Origin of the sequence: Microbulbifer okhotskensis, assembly GCF_023895975.1 — a bacterium.
GTDB classification, from domain to species: Bacteria; Pseudomonadota; Gammaproteobacteria; order Pseudomonadales; family Cellvibrionaceae; genus Microbulbifer; species Microbulbifer okhotskensis.
Map to the genome: position 1 here is coordinate 15,397 of NZ_JALBWM010000051.1, position 13,695 is coordinate 29,091.

Consider the following 13,695-nt stretch of genomic DNA (forward strand, 5'->3'; position numbering starts at 1 on the left):
CGGACCCTTCTGGGGCGCATCGCTATCCGTTTCTGGGGATCTCAGATTTCAACCATCGGACGGCCCGGCTCGCTCCACTGAACGTGGTACTTGCGCTGCTCAGGTTGATCCACTCGCGCAAAGGTGTGAGCACCAAAGTAATCACGCTGCCCCTGCAACAGGTTTGCCGGCAGGGATACGGTGCGGAATGCATCGTAGTAGTTGAGTGCAGATGACAAAGCCGGTACTGGGATACCATTCAAAGTGGCGCTCGCCACCGCCTGGCGCCAGTTGGCCTGGTGATCGGCAATCTGCTGAGTAAAGAAGTCATCCAACAACAAATTGGAGAGTTTCGGATCGCGGTCGTAGGCATCACTAATAGACTGCAGGAACACCGCCCGAATAATACAGCCCGCACGCCAGATACGAGCAATTTCCGAGAAGTTTAACTGCCAGCCCTGCTCACGCGCAGCCAACTTCATCAAGTCGAAGCCCTGAGCGTAAACACAGATTTTTGCACAGTACAGAGCATCGTGCAGTTGCGCGATCACCTCTTCACGCTGCTCCGCTGCCACTTGTGTCAACTCTGGGCCTTGCAGCTTCTGTGCCGCACGGGTACGCAATACTTTGCGGGTAGACAATGAACGGGCATATACCGCTTCAGCAATACTCGGTGCCGGGCAACCCACCTCCAAACTGCTCATGGCCGTCCACAGACCGGTCCCCTTCTGACCGGCACGATCGAGAATCACATCCACCAGCGGCTGTTCGGTAACAGAGTCCAAAGTAGATAGCACTTCAGCACTGATATTAATCAGATAGCTGTTCAAGGGACCGCGATTCCACTCCCGGAACACTTCAGCAATTTCCTCAGGCGCCATCCCCAAGGCGGTCCGCATTACATGGTAGGCTTCGCAGATCATCTGCATATCGGCATACTCGATGCCATTGTGTACCATTTTTACATAGTGGCCTGAACCGATCGGACCGATATAGGCTGCACAGGGCTCGCCCTCCCGAACCGGGCTGCCTGGCTCGAAGCGCTCAATAGGCTGGCCACTGGCTTTGTCCACCTTGGCGGCGATGGCATGCCAAACCGGCTCTATACGGCTCCAGGCATAGCGATCACCACTGGGCATCAGTGAGGGACCGAAGCGAGCACCCACTTCGCCACCCGATACCGCCGTGGTGAAGAAAATCAACTTACCCTCGTAGCGCTTGGCCCGCTCTACAGAATCAGTCCAAAGACTGTTACCCGTGTCAACAACAATATCATCTGCCTTCAGGCCCGCATCCATCAATTTACTGCAAACATCATCAACCGGAGCTCCGGCGGGGACAGACAGAATAATCAGGTGCGGCGCTTTGACTTTGGCCAAAAGCTCGGTGTAAGAATTGCAAGTCTCGACACGTGCAGGCAGCCCCCCACACTCTTTCTTATCCTGCTCCAGCAGCGCATTGAGCCGGTTGTGATCAAGATCAAAGGCACAGACCCTGTAGCCGTTATCGGCCAGATTCAGGATCAGGTTTTTACCCATCACACCGGCGCCGATAAAGCCAATATCGCACTGTGATTCAGACATCAAGTTCTCCGTAAAAAGAAAGGGGGCTTTCAAGGGCGCGGAGTATAGCAACATGGAACCAGTGCCGGGAGAGCAAAAACTCCACAAAATAGTCCGTCTTAACGCTAATTCCAGCCTAGTAGGATAACAAATAGCAGTATAAAGCAGCGGTGTGCCAACCGGGTCCTCAAACCGTCAAAACAACCCCGCCCCACTCTTTATCACCAGAGGACAATGTTCCGACAGATGCTGCCAGCACTAACCCAACAAACAAACCTGTTAACGCAGTGAACGCGGCACAAGGGCGAACCGCCATGGGCCAGACACCGACGCGAACCCATGAAATGGTCCCCAAATATTCAATACTCGCTTTCGTATCGAATACTACTAACCGAGAATGGCTGTCTAGTCATGCGCTTAAGATTATCAGGCCTTCCCCAGTGAGAATCACTGAGTACACCCTACATAGAACTGTTAGTGCCATTAAACCCTGCAAAGACTCCAGCTTATCCTCCAACTGCCGGGGTTACGTCTGACCTAGCCAAATAATTTTCTTGACCTCCCTTGATTCCCAACTCCGCAAAAAAGAGTCCCCCACTATTTGCCTGCAATTGAATAGCCGTGGGGCCATATAAACCTGCGGCTATTTCAAGAGTTGGTACCTGGCTTACTCGTCTGCCTGACAAATAATCCCTGGAGCCATTAATTCCCGTCATCCTTTACACCGATGGAACCCCTAACAAATAACGATCAAAAAATCACGAATATTCATAAACCGAATCTTAAGGACTAACCTACCCTGCAGACTGCAACTGAATAAAAAATATTAATAAAATAAAAAAACGTCGTTTTAAATAATTCAACTCCCCCCAAAACAATTCGATCACGTCTTTTATTAATGGGAGGCAGCCGTCTGGCAAAGGCCATTTTTGATGAAATTAAATCGCCCAACTGAACAGGCACCTTCCTGCGATGATGCAATTAACCCACACCGATCGATTAGCAATCTCTGCAATTATAATAAATTTGCATAGCCTGCACAGAAATCTCGATCTCACGGAGCGAAGAGGAAATTATTATCATGAAAAAACTTCTTGCCACAGTATCACTTTGTATTGCTGCCACCGGATTTCCCGCCTTAGCCAGTGCGGACACCTGGTCCCCCAACGGCTCATCAGCATTATTTAATGTTGGAAATATCACGGTGATGAAGGGCATTCAACTCAGCTGCAATCTCTCGGGCAGTATCGATATCGTCAGTTCTGACGCATCGGTGGGTAGTTTGTCATTGTCTGGGGGCCTCTTTGGGCTGTGTGGTACCATTTCTTTTAGCTCCCTGCCCTACAACGTGGTCGGCAATGCTGATGACACCATTACTCTTGAAGATGTAGTGGTACAAGCCGTCACCGGCTCTTGCGTTGGCGATTTGGTCGGAGATTTTGATCACTCCACCGGCCGAATTACCTTTAATGGTGCAAACATTCCCTCCAGTCCCGCAGGCGGAAGCCCCTGCGTAATTTACGGGGTGGTCGATAGTAACCCACAGGTCTCATTTGTACCCTAAGGCATACCCGGATAAACCTATAACTCTGTAAACCAACGAGTTAAACGGCACAAGGATGTGCCGCTGCCGGCCATAGCTCGGCGCGAGCGGATGAAGTTCCAGCACAATCATCCATCTGCGCCAGTGTTTTACAGGCGGCCATGAAATAGAGAGATCAAAATTTACAGGATGGAAATACCGCCGCAAGCAAGTGCCTGCAGCGGTATTTTTAGGCCGGAACTATTAATCTATAAATCCTAAGTGTCTGACTTGAACTGTCGGAGCATCCTAGCAATTAACCTGTCCTCAAAATCCTTTACTAATACTAAAGCCGACAATTCTTGGTTCTAATGTGAATACATTGGTGCTGAGACCGGTATCATCACTATTAGTAAAGAAATCAGTAATCGGCGCATCATCAAAGATATTCTTTACATACAGCTGCATCTGCATATCCCAGGCAGGCTGGGTAAGCGTTACTGAGGCGTTGAAGTTACTCCAGCTTTCTAGCCTATCGTAAACACTGTTATAAACCCGCGCATAACTCTCGGACTGACGATAGTAATCGGCACGCAGTTTCAAGTCCCAATCTTCCAGGGTAATCGCGTGCTCTATGCCCAGACTAACCGTAAAGTTCGGTGCATTAGGCAGCTCATTGCCACTCAAATCTGCAGCAAATCCTTGGCCACCGTTTGGCGCGTCGGTTAGCGGGTTGTAAGGGTCAATCCCCAAGAGTAAATCGTAGCGTAAATGGTCACTCGTCTCGATATCAGGCGTAAAAGAACCGTACCTGGAAGAACCAGCACACAGTGACCACAGCATCAACTCGTGCAGATCCTCGCTGGGTGAATTGATAATGGTTTCCACCAATTCTACTGGCGCAACACAGTTCGAGGGTACCTGAACACTGGGGCGTACCAACATCCAATCTTCATTGCCCTGAGTGCGGTTCATCACATCAATAGATCCCGCTCCATCAGCGATGCGAGTTTTCAAGTATCCAAGGTTCATATCGACCCGGGTACTGGGAGTCACCTGCCAAGCACCTTCCAATTCGAGCCCCCAGCTCTCCGCATCAAAGTTTTCATTGAAAGAGATTCGATCAACAATTTGAGAGACCTGATAATCGCTGTAGTCGTAATAAAATGCACTGGTATTCAGCGTCAGGCTACCATCGAGTAAACTATTTTTAGTACCAAATTCAATCGCGTTGACAAACTCCGGCTTAAAAGTCTCCGCCAGGGGCTGGTACTGGACCACCGTTGGATCAATGTCCATTCTTGGAGGGTTTGCGCCTCCACCTTTATAACCGTGTGAAAGGGATACATACATTAGTGTTTCATCAGTAAATGGTGTGTCGGCCCGCCAGTCCAATACCACACGCCCGGTGTATTCCTGCCATTCCTGCTCAATATCAGCGCCGCGCGGATAGCCCTCACCCGTTATACCTCCAGAGGCCGGGCCCGACTCCACCTCGCCATCAGGTAGGTAATTTGCTGCCAGCAACAACTGACTGGGGACCGGCGTGGCTGTCTTGCGGTCCTCAGTATAACGCAGGCCGGTGGTCAGCTTAACGTCATCGGTAACCTGCCAATAGGTCTCGCCAAACAGAGCCCATGAGCGGGTCTCTACCAAATTCCGGCTAAGAAAATAGTTGTGTCCCTGATCATCAATCTGACCGAGCGAGTTGTAATCTACATAGAGGCACTCTCGCGCATACTGCTCATCCACTCCTTCGCAGTTCCGGGTTGCAGGCAACAGAAAATCCAGCCCCTCAGCAAAAATCTCCTCAAATGTTGGCGTGTTGTAAAAATACTCAGCCATAAAGGTAAACAGATTATTGAAAACGTAATAGTCATCCTGAGACTCAAAATTCAGGTAGTTGGCACCCACAGAAAAATTGAGGCGACCATCGAAATTCGACTGCAAGCGGAACTCCTGACTCCACTGACGGTTGTCTGACTGACTGATATCTACAGCCAGTATACGGTCCGACGGGCCCAACTGCGGATCAGTGTATACACCACCTGGCGTGGGACCCGGATCGGGATTCTCGCCCTGCAGCCCAAATAGCCCTTCAGAATCGTTAAAAATAGGGTCGGATACATAGCGGTTATAATCCTGGGAGGAATAGTAATCATCCTTGGCATAGGTGGTCTGAGAGAAAAACTGCAGAGATTCACCAATGCCAACTTCAATATTCAGTTGCACCAAGTCATTTTCTGCACGAAATTTAGGGTCATAGCTCGTTGCAATTTCACGCAAATCTCGTGACTGGGCCACATTCGCATAGGGGTTAAAATTGGAATCAATGGCATAGATTGTATTGCCAAAAAAGCCCGGTTCATCCTGCCCCAGGGGAATACCTGACGGCATAATTACATAGGCAAAACCGCTAGCATTTGGCGTACTGTAGGCATCGGCATCGTAGAGAGACCCGGGTAAACACCCTTGACTGAAACGCCGACTCAGACTGTCAGGGACCTCTGTCAAACCAATCATGTCAGGCCCAGGATCACGGGTACACAGCTGTTTTCCTGTGCGCGAACGTTGATCATCTTCTTTAAAATGCTGCCAGATCAGATTAGCATTAAGATTCTCAGCGGGCTTCCATTCAAAAATTGCGCGGGTAGAGTAAAGGTCTCGATCGTTAACATCATTGCCAGTAAAGGTATTGGTATCGAACCCATCTCGCTGAGTCAAAGCACCCGAAAAGCGAAATGCCAGGGTATCCCCCAAAGGGATATTAAACATGCCATTGGCACGCTTCGAATTATAACTACCCACCTCGGCCTGCACTTCTGACTCAAACTCACCAGTTGGCATATTTGGCAACATGTTAACAACGCCAGCAGTAGCATTGCGGCCATACAGAGTTCCCTGCGGACCGCGTAATACCTCCAGCCGCTGAACGTCAAAAAACTCCTGCTCAAACAATCGGTTGCGTATTAATGGGGTATTGTTAAAACTGACTGCCACAGCTGGGTCTGTACTGGCCGAGACCGCTTTGGTACCTACGCCGCGAATTGAAAAATTATAAGTACTGAAGTTAGCCTTGGAAAAGTTGGCATTGGGTATGGCGCGGAGAAGCTCCTCGCCCCGCTCTATCTTAAGATCATCCATACTGTCACCGCTAAGTGCGGAAACCGCAATGGGTACATCTTGAATACTCTCTTCAATCTTCTGTGCGGTTACAGTGACCTCCTCAATGGCCTGAGTTGAGCGACCACTTTCCGTATTGCTTTGGGCAATCGCAACGGATGGCACTGCGGCAATTGCAAGCGATGCTATCGCGGCACTGTACCAGGAGCTCGCTTGAAGACTGCGACCAGCTTGGTAAATCGCTTGTGCAATCAATGTTTTTTGTTTGGCGGGTTTGATCATCTCACTGCGTCTCTCTTTATTGTCGGTATTATTGGGCCGTTGACCTGATCTAAACCTATTTCAGGTACAACAAAAGCTAAGACGCACATTAAAAAAAATGGGGGGGATAAAAAGATAATTATTCTTGTACTACTTTATCTGGCAGATAAAACAACATTTTTAAGGAAGATTTTTAAATCGATTAGGGGCGCTCAGGTCAAATTTGAGACTAGAGCCACTTGCTTTTTTGTGCAGGATTTGCGGAAACTTACCGTACAGCCCGATTGACAAAATCCAGGAGTCACATTTTCAACAGGCCGCTAAAAAACAAGAAATAACTCCATCATGCTATTAATATGGAAATACTGCCTGAGTGCATTCGGGCAGCACCCTCTCAACAATGACACTACCCAAGGAAATACCAATACCGCAATTCATACTTACTCAATAGCCAGCCTATGATCGACAACTGGCTGACAAAATATCAGGTGGTACCCAATGAGGTTTTAAGATGCCTCTTCTACAGCCTGCCGCACCCGCACCAAAGCGCGCTGTATTAGCTCCTTGACAGACTCCTTAGAAATCCCCATCTGTTCGGCTATCGCTTGATAGGTCATTCCCTCAAACCGGTGAAACCGAAAAGCAGTGCCGGCCCTAGGGGGAAGCCCTAATATAGCCTCCAAGACACGGGAATAGGCTTGAATCCCCATAACAGTGCGCTCCGGGCTAATTAAGTAAGGGATATCAAACTTACAGTCAATGGAGTCATGAAGTGCTCCACATCTGGTTTTCTGATGCCTGCCATGGCTGATCAGGAGATTTTTTGCCACCGCATAAATATAAATTTTGGGGTTATCAATATCTTTTCCATGCCTTGTAATGCGGACAAACAACTGGGTAAAGACCTCCTGAACCAAATCATCGACATCAGACAGGTTAACTCTGGAAGCAAAGTAACGCCTTAACCCCAATCCATATTTTACGACCCATTGAGCAACATCATTTTGATAGTTGTTTTCCATTTTATTAGCAAGCCGTCAGTTGTGACCAGGCAGTCTAACCTTTAGAAAGCAAAAGCAACCAAGTGTTCGCTGATCAAATTATTTTTATATTTGAAATCTATTTTTTATTTAAAACTTAGTACTAACTTTAACTTGAAACTATACGACTTTAGTTTCACCCACTTAGACTGGTCATTCACGCCCAGGTAGAGTGCACCAGCAAAATCATACGATAAAGGATTACTCTTTACACTAAGAACAAACCAACGCCTAAATTACACCCACAAAAGAATCGCGGCCAAAAAGATCAAGAGCGTTATTTAAATCAAATCTTAGACTATTAAACTCGAAAAAGAGCGAAAACACACGAACTAAACCACAAAATATAAAACAAAGCAGAAAAACTAAAACAAAGACACCTTACGGAATATAAAAACTGCATTATTCATTTATCACTCAGCCAAGCTATCAAAGTATATTTTTACATTTGTGCACAAGCATGAAAATATTTGTACTCCCCACCTTAAAGCAACAAAAACCAACAGCAAACTTTCCCAATCGGTTTCCAACGGTTAGATAGTTCGATATGCTGAGGTACTTACCTGACTTTTTATCAGTAATGAACTGGCGAAAGTAAATCAGAAATTAGTACTTCAGTGTGGGGCGTGACTGGAATCACCATAAGGACTGAGTAAGCATTACCACAGGATTCACCTCCATGATTAGATCTGTTATCGCTACATTTTGTATAGTAAGTGTCTTTTTTTCCCATTTTTCTTCAGCTAACACAGCTGCAATACCCGTGCAAATCCCCCGCAGTTACAGCCTAGAATTACAGGACCCTGGCAGTAAAAGGTTCTACTCTCTATTCATTCAGCTACCCAAGAGTTACAGCAAGAGCCCGTTGAAACAATATCCTTTAGTGCTTGTTACCGATGCCGATTACACTTTTCAGCTCATCTCTGGAGTCACTCAAGCGCCTATGCATTTTGGCAAAATGGAGGAGGTAATACTCGTCGGTCTATCTTACTCAAAAAACTCAGGTGCCCAGAATAGTCGCATACGCGACTTTACTCCTAGCACCAATACCGACTGGGAGTACATAACTGGTGAAGCCCCCTATCACGCCACATTTATAAAAAATACTATCCTTCCTTATGCGGAAAAATCCTATCGTCTCTCCGAGCGGGGACACACTTTTGTGGGCAACTCCCTGGGTGGGTTATTTGGGGCTTATTTACTGCTCAGCCACCCTGGGAGTTTTGACAACTATATTCTCGGCAGTCCTTCGGTGTGGTATGACAAAGAAATGATCCTGAAACTCAAAGCCAAATCAAGTACGAAACTCCGTAAAGTATTTATCGCAGTGGGCGCCTTTGAGAACCCAATCAACAGTAACACTCACAACGACATGGTCGCAGGTGCGCTTAAACTGTACAACAAATTAAAAACCGAAAAAGGAATTGAAGTAGATACTAAGTTGCTGATTATCCCAGAAGCCAATCACGGCACTGCTTTTCCTACAACAGCGATACAGGGACTAGACTGGATATATAAAACGAACAAATAAAATCGCCAACCGACAAACACTACCGTTAAATGGTCAACGACATAAATTTTTCCAGCTGTATACTGTTCCAACCCAGGATCTGGGTTGTCAAGGCTTAAAACAATGAGAAACCTTTATACTCTTTTTCTTTCCGTTATGGCCATACTGTCCACATATTCGCTGAACTCTCCGCATGCAACAGCAACCTCAATAGCCAATGAAGAGCCCTATACATTTACCACATGGAGCAAGCAATCCGCTGAGGGCTATAGCGGTTTTTTTGAGGTGACGGAGGACCGCAGCATTAAAGAGAGCCGTAAAATTCCCATTCACTATGTCCGATTCCCTGCAATAGGAGAAAAAACGGCCCCCCCTATTATCTATCTTGCGGGCGGACCCGGGGGCTCCGGAATTATGACCGTCAACTTTCGCTTTGATATGTTTATGGCGCTGCGCCGATACGGGGATGTTATTGCGTTGGACCAACGCGGCACGGGCCTTTCCAATGATTTACCTAACTGTGAATCCCAACAGACTGTCCCACCCCTTAAAGCAATCTCAGACTCGGAGTATATTCGCTACCATCAAGAGGCTCTAAAAGAATGCTTAACCATTTGGCAGGAACGGAATGTTAACCTTTCAGCGTATAACACCAAAGAAAACGCACTTGACCTGGATGACCTGAGAAAACACTTGGGTGCAAAAGAAATTGTACTCTGGGGCACCTCCTATGGTAGCCACTTGGCATTGGCGGCAGTAAAGGAAATTGAAAGCTCCATCGACAAACTGATTTTATCCAGTGCAGAGGGGCTAGAGCAAACCATCAAACTTCCCGCTCGTACCGAGGAGTATTGGGATCGTCTGCAACAAGCCATTAACCAGCAAGCTGCAGCGCGAGCAGCATACCCTGACATCAAAGCTTTAATAAGGAGAGTTCACGCAAAACTGGACAAGCAGCCAATGAAAATAAAAATTACACAGCATGATAGCCATGAGCTGGATTACCTATTGCAACGCAGGGATATGCAACAAATTGCTTCGGCATTTATTGCCGACCCTAAAAGTACAGCTCATCTTCTCGAATTCTATCGTACTCTGGACCTGGGGGAAGCTCCCGCCTTCGACAAAGTTCCGAAACGCTATTTTCCCGACGGATTCTTACACCCAGGGGTTGCTATTTCATTGCGCCCAATGGCGACTGCAATGGATATTGCTTCCGGCATCGATAATCAACGCAAACTGGAAGTTAAAGAACAGTCCAAAACCGCATTACTAAAAGACTACCTGAATTTTTCTTTTCACTATGATGGCCTCGCTCCCGAACTGGACCTCGGAAAAGATTTTCGCAAGAAATTAATCAGTGATATCCCGGTGCTTCTACTCAGCGGCACATTGGATGGGAGAACTTACCTGGAAAGCCAACATGAAGCCATTTCAGGATTTAGTAATACCACAAAAGTAACAGTAGAGAATGCCGGACACAATTTGTTTATGGCCTCCAGTGAAATCCAGGATACGATCAATCTATTCATGGAGGGAAAACCCATCGAAAAAACCACAATTATGGTAGAACTTCCCGATATGGCCCCGAAAAAATACTAACCGGAAAGACCACCAGTGATGGCTGGATACAGGCCTGCCATCACAACGACAACCCCTCGCGCTCCCTCGCTTCCTATTCTCCCGCACATTACCCTTTCTGTAGATGCAACTGGAGGCTGGGGGATGACTAATATCACCGACGAAATTCATCGTGGTGCAATTTGTGACTTGAGAGCGCTTCAGCAGTCCGGCCTGGACACCTTTAAACGCTATATTCGCGGCAGTTTACCCGGACCACCCTTTTGGCGGCTCACCGGAATGATGCCGACCGAGGCGGGGCTGGGTAAAGCGACCTACTCAATGCCCATCACTCCATGGCTGGCCGATGGCACCGGTATCTACTGGGGCGGTATCTATGCAATGTTTGCCGATGCGCCGCTAGCCTCAGCAATTTGGACAACCTTGCCCGCAGGTAAAGTTCTGAGCACGTCAGAGCTCAATATGTGCTTTATTCGCCCGATTACCACGAGTACCCAAAATATTGTGGGGAGAGCTACGACCATTCACTCTGGAAGCCAAGTGGGTCTCTCCAGTATCCAAATTAACGATCAGGATGGCAGAACTCTGGCCTTCGGCAGCACACGCTGTCTTGTGGCAGACTTTCCGGTCAACCCAGATCAGGAACTTCCAGTACCGGATCTGGGACCAACCGACCCTCCAGACCCTTACCTGCGCCCAGCACCGAAAACTTTTTTCTGCGATATGGCACATCTGTCGGAGCAAGTACCGATCGAGTTGCAGCGCAACACCATCAACGACGGGCGCTCTCATCCAATCTGGATGCTCACGGGTTACCGTGCCATCGAAGTGGAAAATGGTCGCTGTATCTCAACCATGCCCTCCTCCCCCTGGTTCTCCAATGGAACCCTATCCATCTATGGCGGGCTTCTGGCCTGGGCCGCAGACTTCACAATGGGTGGCGCGGTCTACTCTACACTACCGGCCGGGTCCATTTTTGCAACGCTGGACATGCATATTCGCTTTGCTCGCCCCGCCAAACTCAACAGCGGCGACCTGATTCTGGAAGCGCAAGTGCTCCACCGCGGTCGTCAGTTGAGGGTATCCTCTTGTAATATCGACACTCCCAGCGGCAAGCGCGTCGCTATCGCCACAGGCTCGGCGCTGGTTATTCCCGGCGGAGCGCAAATGCTCAGCGACGGGAAGCAACCCGACGAAATCATTGCCACTGCCACCTCTGGCAGGCCATGGACGCCATAGAAATTCCTAGCGGCAAAGACGCGATCTTAAGGTAAAATGCCCACTGGTTATGCCAGAACCCAGGAGCTGACGAGGACTTGACCAGTACAGCTGCCCAAATTCCCTGTCAATAACGACAACCCTAACCACTGAATGTTGCGGATAAGAAACTATGGCCTCACTGCAAGACCAATTACTTCAAGCGGGACTTGTCGACCAAAAAAAAGCCAAGCAGATCAGCAAGGACAAACGCAAGCAAAAAAAAGTTGCCAAGAAGTCGGCTCAACCCCAAATCGACGAAACCAAGCTCGCAGCACAGAAATCCCAAGCAGATAAGGCCGCCCGCGATCGCGCCCTTAATGCCCAGCGCAACGCAGCGGCGCAACAAAAAGCCATTGCCGCACAGATCAAGCAACTGGTTGACAATAATCGTCAGCCCTATTCAGGCGAAACCGCTTATAACTTCACCTTCGACAAGAAGGTCAAGACCCTCTATATCACCGACGTCCTGCGCGACCACCTGATTGCCGGCCGCTTAATGATCGTCGCCCAAGGTGAACGCTTCGAGCTGGTTCCACGGGTCATTGCCGAGAAAATCGCCGAGCGCAATGCCGGCAACGTCGTGAAGCCCACTGAAACTGCTGCGGTTGGCAACGAGGATGACCCTTACGCGGACTTCCAGATCCCCGACGACCTGATGTGGTAAACCTTTAGATGGAAAAAGCAATAATCCCAACGGTGAGCCAGTGGCTCACCGATGTGGTCGTAGGCCTGAATCTCTGCCCTTTCGCACGCAAACCCCTACGAGCCAAGCAGATTCGCTTTAAGGTCAGCAAGGAAAAAGATGACGAGGCGTTACTGGCCGATTTATTGGCGGAACTTCAAAGGCTCGACACCACACCAGAAAGCGAGCTACTCACTACCCTGCTGATTATCCCCAATTGCCTTCAGAACTTCGCTGACTATAACCAGTTCCTGGATCTGGCAGAGTGGCTACTGGAGCGCCATGGCTACGTAGGTAAATATCAACTGGCCAGTTTCCACCCGGATTACCAATTTGCCGGTACCGCGCCAGACGATGCCGAAAACCTCACCAACCGAGCACCCTATCCAATTTTGCACCTGTTGCGCGAGGAAAATTTGGAGAAGATGATTGATGTTTATCCAAACCCTGAAAATATTCCACACAATAATATTCTCCGAGTGGAATCACTGAGCCACGAGGAAAAACTAAAGCTATTTCCCTACATATTTCAGCTCAACCCCGAAAGACAATGAAGTCACTAGAAGAGCTGCTACGCCTTAAAATCGGGTTCGACTCATAGGATTTGATGACGCCCCCTTTGGAAAACAAAGGGCTCACCGGCAAAGATCAGCGGTATTGTCTGTTCAAACACCCGTTTTTAAGGGATGTTATGGGGGCAGGCCGGCAAAGATGGCATGGATTCAACAAAAGTAATTGCCACCCAGCTAAAAGAGAGCAAGTTTTACAGCCAAGTGAACGCTGTCCTTACTGACGGCGTCGCCGTCGGCGGCTTTAATATCATTGATTTAACCAAGCTGGCCAACATATTGCATCGCAGTAATGCGCAAGCCTCCCAATATGGAGGCTATCGACAAAGCCCTGCAGAACTTCCCAGATTCCCATCTGCGAAAACAAACCCTGCGAAGGGCTGGGCAGATTTACAGTGCCAACCGCTTCCATTTCTAAGTGCAGGGATGCAAACCTGAAACTGCCGCCGAGATTTTGGTGCTGGCTACCGATACTGGCCATGTGCCAGAAGCTTTACGGCTGGCTCATATGATTGGCGCGGCCATGATGACAGGGCAGAGTGGGAATCGAGCCAGGGCTGTCCCATATAAATCAGCTTAAATCGTGGCTGTAATTATCTTGTCTAA

10 protein-coding genes are annotated in these 13,695 nt (G+C 48.4%); 7 read left to right on the forward strand and 3 right to left on the reverse strand.

All coding sequences use genetic code 11. The features are described from left to right. Positions 1–41: 41 nt before the first annotated feature. Positions 42–1,562 carry an NADP-dependent phosphogluconate dehydrogenase gene (gnd, locus tag MO867_RS12475; RefSeq protein ID WP_252467903.1) on the reverse strand — a complete coding sequence of 507 codons (1,521 nt, stop codon included), beginning with the start codon at positions 1,560–1,562 and terminating at the stop codon, positions 42–44. Between the two features lie 1,060 nt (positions 1,563–2,622). On the opposite strand from gnd, the gene MO867_RS12480 reads away from it, so the two are divergent. Further along, entirely contained in the window at positions 2,623–3,105 is a 483-nt protein-coding gene (locus MO867_RS12480) for a PraA/PraB family alkane oxidation protein activator (RefSeq protein WP_252467905.1), read from the forward strand. Between the two features lie 285 nt (positions 3,106–3,390). Here MO867_RS12480 and MO867_RS12485 read toward each other — a convergent pair whose 3' ends face one another. Together MO867_RS12485 and MO867_RS12490 are read right to left on the reverse strand one after the other, a co-directional pair. Then, positions 3,391–6,468 (reverse strand): TonB-dependent receptor, encoded by a 3,078-nt coding sequence (locus MO867_RS12485; protein ID WP_252467916.1) that lies wholly within the window; start codon positions 6,466–6,468, stop codon positions 3,391–3,393. A gap of 485 nt (positions 6,469–6,953) precedes the next feature. Next, the gene (locus tag MO867_RS12490) at positions 6,954–7,469 is read right to left on the reverse strand and encodes an RNA polymerase sigma factor (RefSeq protein WP_252467918.1); all 516 of its coding nucleotides are present in this window, start codon (positions 7,467–7,469) and stop codon (positions 6,954–6,956) included. Between the two features lie 697 nt (positions 7,470–8,166). Between MO867_RS12490 and MO867_RS12495 the strand changes: the two genes are divergently transcribed. The 6 genes from MO867_RS12495 to MO867_RS12520 all read left to right on the forward strand — a co-directional run bounded on the left by MO867_RS12495 (position 8,167) and on the right by MO867_RS12520 (position 13,527). Then, entirely contained in the window at positions 8,167–9,018 is an 852-nt protein-coding gene (locus tag MO867_RS12495) for an alpha/beta hydrolase (RefSeq protein ID WP_256473985.1), read from the forward strand. Positions 9,019–9,120: 102 nt separating this feature from the next. Further along, the gene (locus MO867_RS12500) at positions 9,121–10,599 is read left to right on the forward strand and encodes an alpha/beta hydrolase (protein WP_252467933.1); all 1,479 of its coding nucleotides are present in this window, start codon (positions 9,121–9,123) and stop codon (positions 10,597–10,599) included. 123 nt (positions 10,600–10,722) lie between these two features. Continuing rightward, positions 10,723–11,817 carry a PaaI family thioesterase gene (locus MO867_RS12505; RefSeq protein WP_252467935.1) on the forward strand — a complete coding sequence of 365 codons (1,095 nt, stop codon included), beginning with the start codon at positions 10,723–10,725 and terminating at the stop codon, positions 11,815–11,817. 151 nt (positions 11,818–11,968) lie between these two features. After that, on the forward strand, positions 11,969–12,502 hold the full coding sequence (locus MO867_RS12510; RefSeq protein ID WP_252467937.1) for a DUF2058 domain-containing protein: 534 nt from the start codon (positions 11,969–11,971) through the stop codon (positions 12,500–12,502). An 8-nt stretch (positions 12,503–12,510) separates the two neighbouring features. Then, entirely contained in the window at positions 12,511–13,074 is a 564-nt protein-coding gene (locus MO867_RS12515; RefSeq protein WP_252467939.1) for a DUF1415 domain-containing protein, read from the forward strand. A gap of 162 nt (positions 13,075–13,236) precedes the next feature. Then, a complete protein-coding gene (locus MO867_RS12520) occupies positions 13,237–13,527 on the forward strand; it encodes an endonuclease dU (RefSeq protein ID WP_252467960.1) in 291 nt (96 codons plus the stop codon). Positions 13,528–13,695: the final 168 nt, after the last annotated feature.